The organism is Streptomyces sp. NPDC005483 (assembly GCF_040606035.1).
Lineage (GTDB): Bacteria > Actinomycetota > Actinomycetes > Streptomycetales > Streptomycetaceae > Streptomyces.
In genome coordinates, this window is the sequence record NZ_JBEXEA010000009.1 from 105,415 (window position 1) to 121,350 (window position 15,936).

At 71.9% G+C, this 15,936-nt stretch carries 10 protein-coding genes; 7 read left to right on the top strand and 3 right to left on the bottom strand.

Annotated features, from left to right (window positions below; genetic code table 11):
* Positions 1-303 precede the first annotated feature (303 nt).
* From ABZT06_RS19065 to ABZT06_RS19080, 4 genes are all read left to right on the top strand, one after another.
* The gene (locus tag ABZT06_RS19065) at positions 304-915 is read left to right on the top strand and encodes a response regulator transcription factor (protein WP_003948568.1); all 612 of its coding nucleotides are present in this window, start codon (positions 304-306) and stop codon (positions 913-915) included.
* A 286-nt stretch (positions 916-1,201) separates the two neighbouring features.
* Positions 1,202-1,789, top strand: coding sequence for a sigma-70 family RNA polymerase sigma factor (locus tag ABZT06_RS19070; RefSeq protein WP_007384137.1), 588 nt, complete (start codon positions 1,202-1,204; stop codon positions 1,787-1,789).
* A 163-nt stretch (positions 1,790-1,952) separates the two neighbouring features.
* Positions 1,953-3,455, top strand: a complete 1,503-nt coding sequence (guaB, locus tag ABZT06_RS19075) for an IMP dehydrogenase (RefSeq protein WP_355741652.1) — start codon at positions 1,953-1,955, stop codon at positions 3,453-3,455.
* 117 nt (positions 3,456-3,572) lie between these two features.
* Positions 3,573-4,697, top strand: coding sequence for a GuaB3 family IMP dehydrogenase-related protein (locus ABZT06_RS19080; protein ID WP_020135750.1), 1,125 nt, complete (start codon positions 3,573-3,575; stop codon positions 4,695-4,697).
* A 700-nt stretch (positions 4,698-5,397) separates the two neighbouring features.
* On the opposite strand, the gene ABZT06_RS19085 is transcribed toward ABZT06_RS19080, so the two are convergent.
* Positions 5,398-5,982, bottom strand: a complete 585-nt coding sequence (locus tag ABZT06_RS19085) for a hypothetical protein (RefSeq protein ID WP_355741655.1) — start codon at positions 5,980-5,982, stop codon at positions 5,398-5,400.
* Between the two features lie 123 nt (positions 5,983-6,105).
* Complete coding sequence (locus ABZT06_RS19090; protein WP_355741657.1) at positions 6,106-7,311, bottom strand: nucleotide sugar dehydrogenase; 1,206 nt, start codon at positions 7,309-7,311, stop codon at positions 6,106-6,108.
* A 312-nt stretch (positions 7,312-7,623) separates the two neighbouring features.
* Here ABZT06_RS19090 and ABZT06_RS19095 point away from each other — a divergent pair, with 312 nt between their 5' ends.
* Complete coding sequence (locus ABZT06_RS19095; RefSeq protein ID WP_355741659.1) at positions 7,624-9,330, top strand: glycerol-3-phosphate dehydrogenase/oxidase; 1,707 nt, start codon at positions 7,624-7,626, stop codon at positions 9,328-9,330.
* A gap of 103 nt (positions 9,331-9,433) precedes the next feature.
* Here ABZT06_RS19095 and ABZT06_RS19100 read toward each other — a convergent pair whose 3' ends face one another.
* Positions 9,434-10,495, bottom strand: coding sequence for a serine hydrolase domain-containing protein (locus ABZT06_RS19100; RefSeq protein WP_355741661.1), 1,062 nt, complete (start codon positions 10,493-10,495; stop codon positions 9,434-9,436).
* Between the two features lie 386 nt (positions 10,496-10,881).
* Here ABZT06_RS19100 and ABZT06_RS19105 point away from each other — a divergent pair, with 386 nt between their 5' ends.
* Complete coding sequence (locus ABZT06_RS19105; protein WP_355741663.1) at positions 10,882-13,026, top strand: serine/threonine-protein kinase; 2,145 nt, start codon at positions 10,882-10,884, stop codon at positions 13,024-13,026.
* Positions 13,027-13,170: 144 nt separating this feature from the next.
* Positions 13,171-15,903 carry a protein kinase gene (locus tag ABZT06_RS19110; RefSeq protein ID WP_355741666.1) on the top strand — a complete coding sequence of 911 codons (2,733 nt, stop codon included), beginning with the start codon at positions 13,171-13,173 and terminating at the stop codon, positions 15,901-15,903.
* Positions 15,904-15,936 lie beyond the last annotated feature (33 nt).

Genomic DNA, 15,936 nt, shown 5'->3' on the forward strand with positions numbered 1-15,936 from the left:
GACTCATTGCGAATCTAGCCTCAGACACCAGAAAATGGGAAGAAAAGGGTCTGAATGGGGCATGGGTTGTGATGAAACGTTGTGGGTCCGTCGTGCATGTCTGCACCGTGTCCGCGCCCTCACGTAGAGTGCCGAAGACAGTGCGCAGCCCCGTAACTCTTTCGGGTGACCGTCGTTGAGAGTGCGGAGGCGGTTGAAGCAACAAGCGCTCGGGCAGGCGTCCGAGACGGTCGACCGCACAGGTGACGATTTCGTACCAGCCTGGAGGCTCAAGGTGACGTGCATCAGCTGCGGAGGGCGGCCATGACATCCGTCCTCGTCTGCGACGACTCCCCGCTTGCCCGAGAGGCGCTGCGCCGCGCGGTCGCGACCGTGCCCGGCGTCGAGCGCGTGACGACCGCGGCCAACGGCGAGGAAGTCCTCCGCCGCTGGGGCGCGGACCGCTCGGACCTGATCCTGATGGACGTACGCATGCCCGGCCTGGGCGGCGTCGAGACCGTGCGGCGGCTGCTGTCCGCGGACCCCGGTGCGCGCATCATCATGCTCACGGTCGCCGAGGACCTCGACGGGGTCGCTCTCGCGGTCGCCGCCGGGGCGCGTGGCTACCTCCACAAGGACGCCTCGCGCGCGGAGTTGCGCGCCACGGTGACGCAGGCGCTCGCCGACCCGACCTGGCGGCTCGCTCCGCGCCGGCTGCGGTCGGCGGAGATGGGCGCGGCGCCGACGCTCACCGCGCGTGAGATCCAGGTGCTCGAAGGAATGAGCCACGGGCGGTCCAACGCGGAGATCGGGCGCGAGCTGTTTCTCTCCGAGGACACCGTCAAGACGCACGCGCGGCGGTTGTTCAAGAAGCTGGGTGCTTCGGACCGGGCGCACGCGGTGGCGCTCGGGTTCCGGTGGGGCCTGGTCCGCTGAGTGTTCCGTCGCGTGCGGTCGTAGTAATGCTGCGGGTTGTTCGTGGCTGGTCGCGCAGTTCCCCGCGCCCCTGAGGGGGCGCGGTCGAGCGGCCCCTTCGATGCCCCGCTGCCTGTTTCGTGGCGGATGCCGCATCCTTGGAGATGTGGAGTCTCTCGGGGACGAGTCGGTCGAGCGGAAGGGGAGGGCGCAGGGTATGGGTTCCGGCGCACCTGCTCATAACGCTTCGGTGCACAACAACCAGCGCGATGCCACGGATCCAACGACGCCAGGGCACCATGGACCGATGCGTGACGACGAGGCGGCTCATCCCCATGGGGCGATCGGTGCGCTCGTCCACAGTGCCGTGGAGGGGGACGAGCAGGCCACGCACGACCTGCTCGCCCATGTCCACCCGCTGGCCCTGCGCTACTGCCGCACCCGGCTGTCGCGTCTTCCGGGTGATGCCCGGCACTTCGTGGAGGACCTCGCGCAGGAGGTCTGCGTAGCCGTCCTCCTCGCCCTGCCGCGCTACCGCGACACCGGGCGCCCCTTCGAGGCGTTCGTCTTCGCCATCGCCGCGCACAAGGTCGCCGACCTGCAGCGCGCCGCGATGCGCCACCCCGGTTCCACGGCCGTCCCCTCGGACGAGATGCCCGAGCGGCCGGACGACTCGCTCGGGCCCGAGGAGCGGGCACTGCTCAGCAGTGACGCCGAATGGGCCAAGAAGCTGCTGGCCAACCTCCCCGAGAACCAGCGCGAGCTGTTGCTGCTGCGCATCGCCGTGGGGTTGACGGCGGAGGAGACGGGTCAGATGTTGGGAATGTCACCCGGTGCGGTCCGTGTGGCCCAGCACCGGGCGCTGAGCAGGCTGCGGGCGCTGGCCGAGCAGTAGGGCGGCGCTGGGCAGGGCGCGCTCCTGAACGGGCGGCACGCCGCTTCCGTACGAACATACGAAGCCCGGAGCGGGTCCGGACCGTGAAATCGGTGGAATTTGCCACCCTTGCTTCCCGTTAGCATGGACATCCGCACCGATCAAGGCCATTGGGGAAGGTGTCATGACTGCAAACGTCGACGGAGTGCCCGCTAAATTCGCGACGCTCGGGCTCACCTACGACGACGTGCTGCTGCTGCCGGGAGCGTCCGAGGTGCTCCCCAACGCGGTCGACACCTCGTCCCGCATCTCCCGCAACGTCCGGGTCAACATCCCGCTGCTCTCGGCCGCCATGGACAAGGTGACCGAGTCCCGCATGGCGATCGCGATGGCCCGCCTCGGCGGCGTCGGCGTGCTGCACCGCAACCTCTCCGTCGAGGACCAGGTCAACCAGGTCGACCTGGTGAAGCGGTCCGAGTCCGGCATGGTCACCGACCCGATCACCGTGCACCCGGAGGCGACCCTCGCCGAGGCCGACGCGCTGTGCGCCAAGTTCCGCATCAGCGGCGTCCCGGTCACCGACCCGGCAGGCAAGCTCCTCGGCATCGTCACCAACCGCGACATGGCCTTCGAGTCGGACCGCGGCCGTCAGGTGCGCGAGGTCATGACGCCGATGCCGCTGGTCACCGGCCAGGTCGGCATCTCCGGCACCGACGCCATGGAACTGCTGCGCCGCCACAAGATCGAGAAGCTTCCCCTCGTCGACGAGGCGGGCGTCCTCAAGGGCCTGATCACCGTCAAGGACTTCGTCAAGGCGGAGAAGTACCCCAACGCCGCCAAGGACTCCGAGGGCCGCCTGCTCGTCGGTGCCGCCGTCGGCGCCAGCCCCGAGGCCCTGGAGCGCGCCCAGGCGCTCGCCGAGGCCGGGGTGGACTTCCTCGTCGTGGACACCTCGCACGGCCACAACAGCAACGCGCTGAGCTGGATGTCGAAGATCAAGTCCAGCGTCGGCGTCGACGTGATCGGCGGCAACGTCGCCACCCGCGACGGCGCCCAGGCGCTGATCGACGCCGGTGTCGACGGCATCAAGGTGGGCGTGGGCCCCGGCTCGATCTGCACCACCCGCGTGGTCGCCGGCATCGGCGTCCCCCAGGTCACCGCCATCTACGAGGCCTCCCTCGCCGCCCGTCCGGCGGGCATCCCGCTGATCGGTGACGGCGGCCTGCAGTACTCCGGTGACATCGGCAAGGCGCTCGCCGCCGGCGCCGACACCGTGATGCTCGGCTCGCTGCTCGCCGGCTGCGAGGAGTCGCCCGGCGAGCTGCAGTTCATCAACGGCAAGCAGTTCAAGTCGTACCGCGGTATGGGTTCGCTGGGTGCCATGCAGTCGCGCGGCCAGGCGAAGTCGTACTCGAAGGACCGCTACTTCCAGGCCGAGGTCGGCTCCGACGACAAGCTCGTGCCCGAGGGCATCGAGGGCCAGGTGCCCTACCGCGGCCCGCTCTCCAGCGTCCTGCACCAGCTCGTCGGCGGACTGCGCCAGACCATGGGTTACGTGGGCGCGGCCACCATCGACGAGATGGAGTCCAAGGGCCGCTTCGTGCGGATCACCTCGGCGGGTCTGAAGGAGTCGCACCCGCACGACATCCAGATGACGGTCGAGGCCCCGAACTACAGCCGCAAGTGAGCCTTTGCTGAGAGCCACGCACGCGTGAGGGCGGTCCCGGGGCATCCGGGGCCGCCCTTGTCGTACCCGTCGGGGATACTGGAAGGCGCTGCAACGCATCAGGGAAAGGCCACACACGTGACTGAGATCGAGATCGGGCGCGGCAAGCGCGGCCGCCGGGCGTACGCCTTCGACGACATCGCCGTCGTCCCCAGCCGTCGTACGCGCGACCCGAAGGAGGTCTCGATCGCCTGGCAGATCGACGCCTACCGCTTCGAGCTGCCGTTCCTGGCCGCCCCCATGGACTCGGTCGTCTCCCCGGCCACCGCGATCCGCATCGGCGAGCTCGGCGGCCTGGGCGTGCTGAACCTCGAGGGCCTGTGGACGCGGCACGAGGACCCGCAGCCGCTGCTCGACGAGATCGTCGGCCTGGACTCCGAGACGGCGACCCGGCGGCTCCAGGAGATCTACTCCGCCCCCATCAAGGAGGAGCTGATCGGCGCGCGCATCAAGGAGGTGCGCGACTCCGGCGTGGTCACGGCCGCCGCGCTCTCCCCGCAGCGCACCGCGCAGTTCTCCAAGGCCGTCGTGGACGCGGGCGTGGACATCTTCGTCATCCGCGGTACGACGGTCTCGGCGGAGCACGTCTCCGGTTCGCACGAGCCGCTGAACCTCAAGCAGTTCATCTACGAGCTCGACGTCCCGGTGATCGTCGGCGGCTGCGCCACGTACACGGCCGCCCTGCACCTGATGCGCACCGGCGCCGCGGGCGTCCTGGTCGGCTTCGGCGGCGGCGCGGCGCACACGACGCGGAACGTGCTGGGCATCCAGGTCCCGATGGCGACCGCGGTGGCCGACGTGGCCGCGGCCCGACGGGACTACATGGACGAGTCCGGCGGCCGGTACGTGCACGTGATCGCCGACGGCGGTGTCGGCTGGTCCGGCGACCTCCCCAAGGCGATCGCCTGCGGCGCGGACGCCGTGATGATGGGCTCCCCGCTCGCCCGCGCCACCGACGGGCCGGGCCGCGGCCACCACTGGGGCATGGAGGCCGTCAATGAGGAGCTTCCGCGCGGCAAGAAGGTCGACCTCGGCACGGTCGGCACGATCGAGGAGGTGCTCACCGGTCCGTCGCACATCCCCGACGGTTCGATGAACTTCTTCGGGGCGCTGAAGCGGGCCATGGCCACCACCGGGTACAGCGAGCTGAAGGAGTTCCAGCGCGTCGAGGTGACGGTGGCTGACTCGCAGCACAAGCGGTAGCGGCAGGGCTTACGGCGGCTTGAGGGCCGGTCATCCCGGATGGGGTGGCCGGCCTTTCGCGTGCCCTGGGCCCTGCGAGGCGGGCGGCGCGTGGGGTGGTGCGGGGGCGCGCGGTTGCGTTCGGGGCGGAAACAGGCTGGTCAGCCGGGGTGGGGGCGATAACGTCCGTCTCGGCGCCCCAGTCTTCTGGAGCGCCCCCTTCCAAGGATTTGGTTCCGGACCCCGCTCCTCGGGGCCCGGCCCGATTTCCGACGAACCGTCTCACCGGGCCACTGGGCGGTGTCGTGGAAGGGGGCGCCGATGGGTCGCCACCGTAAGCCCACCCGTTGGGACCGGATCCGTCTTCGGATGGTGAAGTGCCGGAGGAGGTGGATCTTGCGGATTTTCGGATGGTGAGCGGCCGCCCCCAGAAGACGTAGGGGCGGACACTCCGTGAACCATCCAGGAGCCTGCCGCAGCGGTCACTGCGGTGGGCTCCACCCGGTGGGTGTGAAGGTGAGCGGCCGCCCCCAAGTGGACTAGGGGCGGACACTTCGTGATCCATCCACGAGCCTGCCGCAGGGCCTACTGCGACCGACCCCCACCTGTCTCCGTAAGGTACCCGCGCCGCCCCCCGCGTGCCACCAGCCCCGGAGCCCGCCGCACCCGCGCGCCCCCCTTCACCACCGATGCGCCGCCCCTTCGCCGGGCACCGGCAGCGTCAGAGCGCCGCCTTCCTGGCGCCGGTGAAGGCGACGTACGCGGCGATCGCGAAGAACACGAACGTCAGCGGGTCGGCGTCCGCCTTCCAGGCCTCCTGGAGGACGTCGAAGTGCTGGAAGAAGAGTTCGCTGAAGCTCAGCGGGGTCTCCTTGGCGGCGATCATGGCCTCGCCCACCAGCTGGCCGATGTAGACGGCACCCAGCGACAGGACCGCGCTCGCGACCGGCAGCACGGGGTTGCGGCCACCGAGACGCCCTGCGGCGAGGCCGACCAGGAAGCCGACGCCGACCGCCGCCCAGCCGATCTCGTGCTTGGTCAGGCCGATGATCGCGCCGTAGACCCCGCCGGCGACCACGGCGGCGACGAAGGCGGCCACCAGACCGAGGCCGACGTTGTTGCGCACCGGAGCGGGGGCGGGGACGGCCCCGTACGGGACCCCCGGTGCCGGAGGCGGGGGTACGGCGCCCGGCTGCGGGGCGTCCGGAGCGCCGTCGGCAGGCTGCTGCGCGTACGGGTTGCCGTCGACCGGCTCGGGCTGGGGCTGGGCAGGCGGCTGGGCAGGCGGTGGAGCTGACTGGCTCATGACAGGAATCCCCCCACGGGATGGAACGAGCGGAATGGTGAAGCAGAGAAGCGTGCGCACGACTGTGCGACGAGTGAGGGGAGATTAACAGGTGGGTCCGACAGAGCCACCGGCGTTTTGGCGTCAGAGGCGGTGCGCCGCGCCTGTCGGTGTTGCCCCCCGCGTGTCCAGCAGCAGCTGCGCCTTCACCGACAAGCCCTGCAGGTCGTACGTCCGGTGCTGCTGGAGCAGGATCGTCAGGTCCGCGTCGGCCGCCGCCTCGTAGAGGGAGTCCGCGCGGGGGACCGGGCGGTCCAGGACGCTCCAGGACGGGATGTGGGGGTCGTGGTAGCTGACGGACGCGCCGAGTTCCATCAGGCGTACGGCGACCTCCTGGGCGGGCGTGCCCTGCTGGTCGGCGAGGTCGGGCTTGTAGGTGATACCGAGGAGGAGGACACGGGCACCGCGGGCGGACTTGCCGTGCTCGTTGAGGAGGGCCGCGGCGCGCTGGACGACGTAACGGGGCATCTGGTCGTTGACCTGCCGGGCGAGTTCGACCATGCGCAGGGAGCGGCCGGCGCCGCGGAAGTCCCGGGGGACCGCGTGGCCGCCGACGCCCGGGCCGGGGCGGAAGGCCTGGAAGCCGAAGGGCTTGGTCTCCGCGCAGCGGATGACGTCCCAGAGGTCGACGCCGAGGTCGTGGCAGAGGACGGCCATCTCGTTGACGAGGGCGATGTTGACGTGCCGGAAGTTTGTCTCCAGGAGCTGGACCGTCTCCGCCTCACGCGGGCCACGCGCGCGTACCACCTTGTCGGTGAGACGCGAGTAGAAGGCGGCTGCCGACTCCGTGCACGCGGGCGTGAGGCCGCCGATCACCTTGGGGGTGGTGGCGGGCGTGAAGTCGCGGTTGCCGGGGTCCACGCGGGTGGGGGAGTAGGCGAGGTGGAAGTCACGGCCCGCGCGCAGACCCGAGCCCTTTTCGAGGAGCGGGCGCAGGAATTCCTCGGTGGTGCCCGGCGGGACCGGGGACTCCAGGATGACGGTGGTGTGCGGGCGCAGGTGGGTGCTCAGGGTGCGGGCGGCCGCCTCTACCTGGCTCAGGTCCAGGCCGCCGTCCGGACCCGCCGGGGTCGGCGCGCAGATGACCGCCGTACGGACGCGGCCGAGTTCGGCCGGGCCCGCGGCCGTCCGGAAGCCCCCCGAGAGCATCCGGCGCAGTTCGGCGGGGCTGAGGGAGCCGGCCTCGGGGCCGGTGCGGTAGCCGAGGGTGGAGATGCCGGCGGCGACAGCGGCCTGGGCCAGGGGCAGTCCGTAGGGACCGAGTCCGATCACGGCGAGATCTGCGGGCATGGCGTGGGCCGTCCTTCCCAGTAACCGAAGCGGGACAGGTGCGCAAGCCCTGTGGACTGGACGAGCGAGCGCAATGTCAGACTAGGAGTAAATATGACCGAAATACGGGATTGATCCCGTGTGTCTTCCTGTGGGGTTGTGAGCTTTGGCCTACGCAGCGGTGAAAGTTATCCACAGGCTGAGGGCGACTGGTGGCTGAAGTCGGGCAACCCGGTCAGAATTTGGGCATGGGGGATACGGACCGGGCCACTCCCCAAGGAAGATCCGGCCCTCGACGGTGACCGGTGCGATCTACAGCTGGAGGCAGCAGTGGTGAGGACAGCGACACTGGGGCCGGCGCAGCGCGCCGAGTCACTCGCGGCGATGGCCGAGCGCGAACTGGACATTCTGGTGGTGGGAGCCGGCGTGGTCGGTGCGGGTACCGCGCTCGACGCGGTGACCCGGGGCCTGTCCGTGGGGCTGGTCGAGGCGCGTGACTGGGCGTCAGGCACCTCCAGCCGCTCCAGCAAGCTGATACACGGCGGCCTGCGCTATCTGGAGATGCTCGACTTCGCCCTCGTACGCGAGGCGTTGAAGGAGCGGGGGCTCTTGCTGGAGCGGCTCGCCCCGCATCTCGTGAAGCCCGTTGCCTTCCTGTACCCCTTGCAGCACAAGGGCTGGGAGCGCCTGTACGCGGGCTCGGGCGTCGCGCTCTACGACGCCATGTCGATGGCCCGGGGACACGGCCGGGGTCTGCCCGCCCACCGCCACCTGAGCCACCGTCACGCCCTGCGTGTCGCGCCCGCCTTGAGGAAGGACGCGCTGGTCGGGGCGTTGCAGTACTACGACGCCCAGATGGACGACGCCCGCTTCGTGGCCACCCTCGTGCGCACGGCGACCGCCTACGGCGCCAAGACCGCCAACCGGGCGCGGGTGACCGGGTTCCTGCGCGAGGGCGAGCGCGTGGTCGGGGCCCGGGTGCAGGACGTCGAGGCGGGCGGCGAGTACGAGATCCGCGCCAAGCAGGTGGTCAACGCGACCGGGGTGTGGACCGACGACACCCAGGCGATGGTCGGCGAGCGGGGACAGTTCCACGTCCGCGCCTCGAAGGGCATCCACCTCGTCGTGCCCAAGGACCGCATCCACTCCTCGACCGGACTGATCCTGCGCACCGAGAAGTCCGTGCTGTTCGTCATCCCCTGGGGCCGGCACTGGATCATCGGCACCACCGACACCGACTGGGACCTCGACAAGGCCCACCCGGCCGCCTCCAGCGCGGACATCGACTATCTGCTGGAGCACGTGAACTCGGTGCTCGCGGTGCCGCTGACCAGGGACGACGTCCAGGGCGTGTACGCGGGCCTGCGGCCCCTGCTCGCCGGTGAGTCGGACGCCACCAGCAAGCTCTCCCGCGAGCACACCGTGGCGCATCCGGTGCCGGGACTCGTCGTCGTGGCGGGCGGCAAGTACACGACCTACCGCGTGATGGCCAAGGACGCCGTCGACGAGGCGGTGCACGGGCTCGACACCCGGGTCGCCGAATGTGTCACGGAGGACGTACCGCTGCTGGGCGCCGAGGGCTACCGGGCGCTGTGGAACGCGCGGGCGCGGATCGCGGCGCGGACGGGGCTTCACGTCGTCCGGGTCGAACATCTGCTGAATCGGTACGGCAGCCTCGCGGAGGAGGTCCTCGACCTCATCGCGTCCGACGCCACGCTGGGCGAGCCGCTGCAGGCCGCCGACGACTATCTGCGCGCCGAGATCGTCTACGCCGCCTCGCACGAGGGTGCGCGGCATCTGGACGACGTCCTGACCCGGCGCACCCGTATCTCCATCGAGACCTTCGACCGGGGGGTGCGCTCGGCCCGCGAGGCCGCCGAGCTGATGGCGCCGGTGCTGGGCTGGGACAAGGACCAGATCGAGCGCGAGGTCGAGCACTACGAGAAGCGGGTGGAGGCGGAGCGGGAGTCGCAGCGGCAGCCGGACGACCTGACCGCGGACGCGGCGCGGTTGGGGGCGCCGGACATCGCGCCGCTCTGAAGCCGGGCTGAGTCCGCGTACGGCTCAGCTGCCGACCCCGTTTGACCGAGCGTCACTCGAACGAGTGTCGCGAGCCGGGATCTTCGTTCGGAACCCGGTCGTTCTACGAGGTGCGGGGGCAGAACTCGGCGGCGAGCAGGGCCGGTTCGAGGTCGGGGTCTGCGACCGACGTCGTGTTCACGCGGAAGGTGAGGACGCGACGGCCGTCGACCGTGGCTGCGGTGCGCACGTAGCTGCCGGTGATGCGGCCGTTGTGCCCCCACACCGTCGTGCCGCACGGCAGCTTCACCGGGAACAGCCCCATGCCGTACAGGCCATGTGCGGTGCGGGTGTCCGTCATCTCGTGCAGCCAGTACGGGGACAGCAGCCGTCCGCCGAGCAGTGCCGCGTAGAAGCGGTCCAGATCGGCGAGGGTGCTCACCAGCTCGCCCGCGGCCCCGGCCACCCGCGGGTCGAGCGCGGTGATGTCGGACCCGCCGGCGGTGTAGGCACGGCCGTGCGGGGAGGGGAGCGAGGTGCGCGAACCAGGAAAGGAGGTGCCCGTCAGACGCAGCGGGACGATGATTCGCCGCTCGGCCTCGGCGGCGTAGGAGTCGCCGGTGACCTGCTGGATCACCATGCCGAGCACGACGTAGTTGGTGTTCGAGTAGGAGTAGCGGCCGGGATGGGCCGGAGGGTGGGTGAGCGCGATACGGACGGCTTGGACAGGAGTGAGGGGAACCAGGCCCCGGGTGTCCGCGGTGAAGTCGTGCAGGCCGCTGGTGTGGGTGAGCAGAGCGCGCAGGGTCAGCGCGCGGCCGTCGTTGCCCGCTCCGCGCACCAGGCCGGGCAGGTGCTGCTCGACCGTGTCGGACAGCTTCAGCCGGTGTTCCGCGGCCAGTTGGAGGACGACCGTCGCGATGAAGGTCTTGGTGATGCTGCCGGCGCGGAAGTGGTCGGCGCGGGTGATCCCGGGGCCCGCCTCGGCGTAACGGGTTCCGGTCTGCTCCCGGGCCAGGAGCGCCGTGGCGGGGGCGCCGCCCTGCGCCACCAGCAGCGGGAGCAGCGCGTCCGTGGGCGATGACGAGGGCGATGGCGATGACGAGGGGGCCGGGGAGGCGGGCGGAGACAGGGCGAGCAGCGCCACGGACACCGGGACGGCCAGTAGTGTCCGTAGTGGCGGCATCGCGAACCTCCCTTGTCAGGGCCATCATGCACGGTCGCGCAGCGGGATCTGCCCCCGGTCCACGAGGGGGGCCTGCCGGGGTGACGGAGGTCGGGCGCCGGTGGGTGCCGGGGACCGGCCGGGCCGGGTGCGGAAGGAGAGGGCGAGGGGGCTCGCGGGGGCCGGGTGCGAAAGGGGGTCGAGGGCGGTCGGGGTCTGTGGGAGTGACGGTTCTGTGAGCAGGCGGGAACTGTGCGTCGAGGGTGGCCGCGGGCCGACGGGACCTTTGTGCCGACATCGCCGGGCCGTGCCGCGGGCGAGGCGGAGCCAGGGGCACCCTGGGCGTCGCGCACTTGTCGGGTGAGGGACAATGGAGGCTCTGTCAGGGCGGGTTCATGAGGGGACGCATGTCGGACGCGGAGCGGGCGGGAGCATCCCGGCAGGACGAGAGCAAGCGTCTCCTCGCCGGGCGGTACCGGCTGGGAGGAGTGCTCGGCCGCGGAGGCATGGGCACGGTGTGGCGCGCCGAGGACGAGACCCTGGGCAGGACGGTGGCCGTCAAGGAACTCCGGTTCCCGTCCAGCATCGACGAGGACGAGAAGCGCCGGCTGATCACGCGCACGCTGCGTGAGGCCAAGGCGATCGCGCGGATCCGCAACACCAGCGCGGTGACCGTGTACGACGTGGTCGACGAGGACGACCGGCCGTGGATCGTGATGGAGCTCGTCGAGGGCAAGTCGCTCGCCGAGGTCATCCGGGAGGACGGGCTGCTGGAGCCCAAGCGGGCGGCGGAGGTGGGCCTCGCCATCCTCGACGTGCTCAGGTCCGCGCACCGCGAGGGCATCCTGCACCGGGACGTGAAGCCGTCCAACGTGCTGATCTCCGAGGACGGCCGGGTCGTGCTCACCGACTTCGGCATCGCCCAGGTCGAGGGCGACCCGTCCATCACCTCCACCGGCATGCTCGTCGGGGCGCCCTCCTACATCTCCCCGGAGCGGGCCCGCGGGCACAAGCCGGGGCCCGCGGCAGACCTGTGGTCGCTCGGCGGGCTGCTGTACGCGGCGGTCGAGGGCGCGCCGCCGTACGACAAGGGGTCCGCGATAGCCACGCTCACGGCGGTGATGACCGAGCCGCTGGAGGAGCCGAAGAACGCGGGTCCGCTGAGGGACGTCATCTACGGCCTGCTCACCAAGGACCCCGCCCAGCGGCTCGACGACAGCCGTGCGCGGGCCATGCTCACCGCGGTGATCCACGCGCCCGCGCCCAAGGAGGCCGAGCCGGAGCCGGAGGCTGACGCGACCCGGGTGGTGCCGTTGCCGGCGCAGCCGCAGGAGCGTGCGGGTGGGGAGCGGCTGCGCGGGGCGCTGCGTTCCGTGCGGAAGGTCGCCGGGGCGGCCGCGACGTCCGCGGCCGTGTCCCGCACCAAGTCCGGGAGCGGTACGGCGGGTTCGGGCAGCGCGGGTTCCAGTGGCGGCAAGGTGCCCGCCCAGGCGTCCGAGGCTGCTTCGGCCGCCCAGGCTTCCCCGCCGTCTCCGGCTTCTCCGGCGGCTTCTGGCTCCCCGGCTTCCTCGGCGACTTCCGCGTCCCGGGAGAAGGGCGCGGCGAGTGTGTCGTCCGCGTCCGGGGCGGCCTCGGCTCCGGCGTCTGCGTCGGCCTCGGCATCGAGTGGGGCGGCCGGGGTCCGGGACGGGAAGACCCGGCAGGCCGACGCGGTCTCGGACGGCCGCAGTTCGGGATGGCCCGTGATGACGCCGCCGCCGGACCTGGCGCCGAGGCCGGTGCCCAGGGCGCCGTTGACCGACGTGGTGCCGCGGCGGACGCTGGTGATCATCGCGGTGGTCGTGGCGCTCGCGGTGATCGGCACCGTGCTGGCCCTCACGCTCGGCGGGGACGATGGCAGCGGCGACGGGGCGAAGGGCGGCGGCACCAAGGTGACGGCCGGCGCGAGCGCCAGTGCCGACACCAAGGAGGACGAGAGCGGGGGCACCCAGACCGACGCGTCCACAACTGCGTCCGCGTCCGCGTCGTCGGAGGCGGGTTCCGCCAACACGCCGAGTACGGAGGAGAGCGGCCGGAGTTCGGACGGGTCCTCCGGTTCGGGGGGCTCTGCCGATGACGGTGCGGTGGCCTCGACGTACCAGGGCAGCCAGGGGTACTCGATCGGGCTGCCCGCGGGGTGGAAGTTCCGGACCAGCAGTTCCGCGGGCGACCGGTTCACCGGGCCCGACGGGCAGAAGCTGCTCGTCGCCTGGACCAGCACGCCCAAGGGCGACCCGGTGGCGGACTGGGAGAACCAGGAGCGGGGCATGCGCCGCTCGGGGTACACCAAGATCCGAATAGAGAAGGTGAGCTACCGGGGCTGGAACACGGCCGACTGGGAGTTCACCTATGTGGAGAGCGGGACGAAGTACCGGACGATCGACCGTGGATTCGTCGTCAACGGCCATCTCGGATATGCGTTGATGTACACCGCGAAAGCCGCGAACTGGGGCACTGAGCTGCGCAAGGAGACATGGCAGACGCTCGCTCGCACCTTCGAACCGAAGTCGTGAAGCCCTGTGCGGTAAACGGTCATGTGTTTGAGCCCTGATATCTGGATTCCCCTCTTTGCGGGTTGCCTCCGGCACGTATCGTGAATGAGCGTGGACCGTCCGCATCCAGGTTCGGATACGGAACGGGCCGCGAGGCGAACGGAATTGACCAACCGGGCGGCCGGGGGAGGCAACGTGGACGACTATGCGGGTCGGGTACTCGCCGACCGCTACCGCCTGCCGCTGCCTCCGTCCGACGAGTACGAACTCACCGAGACGCGCGCCTTCGACACGTACAGCGGGCAGGAAGTCCTGGTCAGGCAGGTCCCGTTGCCCGAGGTCCTCGAGGCGGAGGTGCTGGACGCGGAGGGGCTGCCCGACGGGTTCACGGCCCGGGAACCGCAGGGTGCGCGGCGGACCTCGGGGCGGGGCGGCGCACGGCGGCCCACCGAGCCTGCCGTGCGGCGGGCCGTCGAGGCCGCGCAGGCCGCCGCCCGGATCCCCGACCATCCGCGCCTCGACCAGGTCTTCGACGTGTTCGCCGAGGGCGGTTCGCTGTGGGTGGTCAGCGAGTTGGTCGCCGCGCGGCCGCTGGCGGCACTGCTCGCCGAGAAGCCGCTGACGCCTTATCGGGCGGCCGAGGTCGCCTCCGACGTGCTCATGGCGCTGCGGGTGCTGCACGCCCACGGCTGGGTGCACCGCAACATCACCGCCCGCACGGTGCTGGTCTGCGACGACGGCCGGGTCATGCTCACCGGCCTCGCGGTGGGCGCGGCCGAGGAGGCGCTGTGCGGCTATGACCCGGTGCCGGCCGAGGCGGGCGAATGGGGCGCCGGGGGCGGGGAGCCGGGGGCCGGGGCGGGCGAGGGCCCGGGCCATGGGACCGACCGGCGTGGCGGACCTGGCGCACACCCGGTTCCCGGGCAGTCGACGGGCCCGGCCGGTGGACGAGGCGGTGCGGGCGGCGCTCGTACGGCTCCGGGCAACGGCGGCACCGGTGCGGCCTTCGGGCTGGGCGCTCAGAACGCCGGGCCGGGTCCGGGTGGTGCGGTCACCTTCGGTGGAGGCGATCCCGAGGCCGCCCGGCGGGCCGCGATCGAGGCGCGGGAGGCCCGAGGGCTGCCCAGCGCCGGTGTGGAGGGGGCGGAGGGCACCGGGGCGTCGGCCGAGCTCGTCCGCCGGGAGCCCGACGGCGGTACGGACATCCGGGCGGCGCGGGCCGGGGCGATCGCCGCCTATCGCGCGGGCGCCCGGGCCGCGGCCCGGGTCCAGGAGGCGCAGAACGGCAGGGCCGCACTGCCCGGAGCCCGCCCGGCACCGGAAGCCGGTCCCGCCGCACGAACGCGCGGCGCCGACCCCGCCGTACAGACCAACGGGGGCGTGCCGCAGTCGCCGTATCCGTCGGCCAACGGGCTTGCGCAGTCGCCGTATCCCGCCGTGGGTGGTGTCGAGCAGGCGCCCGGGGGTGGGGCTGCGGGGCGGACAGCCGACCCCTATGGAGTGCGCCCCGCTCCCTGGCACGGTGCTGTGCCGCGGGGTGGGGGTGCGGCGCCCGTCGACGAGGTGCCCGCTTCTGACGCCGTGCCCGCCGTTGACCGGGCGGCCGCGCCCACCCGCTGGGAGGACCTCCCGCCCACCGACGCCCCCGCCCGCCGCGGCCCCGCCACCGCGCTCGCCGCCGAGCGGGCGCGGCAGGCGCGGATGGCCGTGGTGGGGCCCGTCACCGAGCGATGGGCGCCGGAGCAGGCCGGGCCGGTGCACGAGAACTGGCAGCTGGCCGCGCCCATCGGGCCCGCGACCGATCTGTGGGCGCTCGGGGCGTTGTTGTTCCGGGCCGTGCAGGGGCACGCGCCCTATCCCGAGGAGTCGACGGCCGAGCTGGTGCAGCTGGTGTGCGCCGAGCCGCCCGCCTTCGCGGAGGAGTGCGGCCCGCTGAGGCCGGTCGTGGAGTCGCTGCTGCGGCAGGACCCGACCGAGCGGCTGGACTTCGAGGAACTGCGCGGCTGGCTGCGGTCGCTGGTGCGGTCCGCGCCCGAGCCGGAGGCCGGTGCCCATGTCGTCGCCGCGCCGCCCGTGGACGCGAGCCGGCTGCCGATCGTGCGGCGGCGGGGCGAGTTGGTGCGCAGGCGGCGCGCCGGACTGCCCGCGACGCACGGACGGCACAAGCGGGCCCGGGAGGAGGTTGCCGCTTCACCGCGCCGTCTCGGCCGCAATCTGCTGCTGCTCATCCTGCTGGTGATGGCCGCGGCGATCGCGTACGCCATGTACTTCATGCCGAAGGCGGGCTCCGGCGACAAGGGCGCCGCGCAGGAGACGGGTTCCACCAGTCAGGCCGGTCCGGCGCAGTCCCCGGAGGCCGGCGGTGGGCCCCGGCCGGAGCCGACCACCCCTGAGCCGTCGCAGTCCAGCGGTGCCGCCGAGACCCAGACCGCCGGGCCCGAGGTCGCCGACGGCTTCACCCTGCGCACGGACGCCGAGGGCTTCAAGGTCGCGGTGGCCGACGGCTGGGACCGCACCCCGAGGAACGGCCGCAGCCAGGTGGTCTACTCGCGGGGCGGCTTCGAGCTGATCGTCGTCCCCGGGCGGGACACCGCGGCCGCGAACGGCGGCGATCCGATGGTCTACCAGCGCGAGAAGGAGCCCGAGCTCCAGCCGTACCGCGACTCCAGCTGGGCCACCGCCACCGGGCTGAAGTCGATCCAGGTGGGCACCAGGAGCATGGCCGAGGGGCAGTTCACCTGGACCGGCGACGACGGGCGCGAGCTGTACGTGCGCAATCTGTCGATCCTGATCGGCGGGAAGTACCACGTGGTGCAGGTGCGCGGCCCGGAGGCGGAGCGGGACGAGGTGACCCGGCTGTACGAGCAGGCGTCGGCCACATACCAGGTGACCGGCTGACGGACGCCGTGGCGGCGGCGCGGGTTCACTCGT

Bases quoted from the DNA above. Each gene is read 5' to 3' on its own strand.
- ABZT06_RS19070 (WP_007384137.1), top strand. From the start codon at position 1,202: ATGCGTGACGACGAGGCGGCTCATCCCCATGGGGCGATCGGTGCGCTC.
- ABZT06_RS19065 (WP_003948568.1), top strand. From the start codon at position 304: ATGACATCCGTCCTCGTCTGCGACGACTCCCCGCTTGCCCGAGAGGCG.
- guaB (WP_355741652.1), top strand. From the start codon at position 1,953: ATGACTGCAAACGTCGACGGAGTGCCCGCTAAATTCGCGACGCTCGGG.
- ABZT06_RS19085 (WP_355741655.1), bottom strand. From the start codon at position 5,982: ATGAGCCAGTCAGCTCCACCGCCTGCCCAGCCGCCTGCCCAGCCCCAG.
- ABZT06_RS19105 (WP_355741663.1), top strand. From the start codon at position 10,882: ATGTCGGACGCGGAGCGGGCGGGAGCATCCCGGCAGGACGAGAGCAAG.
- ABZT06_RS19090 (WP_355741657.1), bottom strand. From the start codon at position 7,311: ATGCCCGCAGATCTCGCCGTGATCGGACTCGGTCCCTACGGACTGCCC.
- ABZT06_RS19100 (WP_355741661.1), bottom strand. From the start codon at position 10,495: ATGCCGCCACTACGGACACTACTGGCCGTCCCGGTGTCCGTGGCGCTG.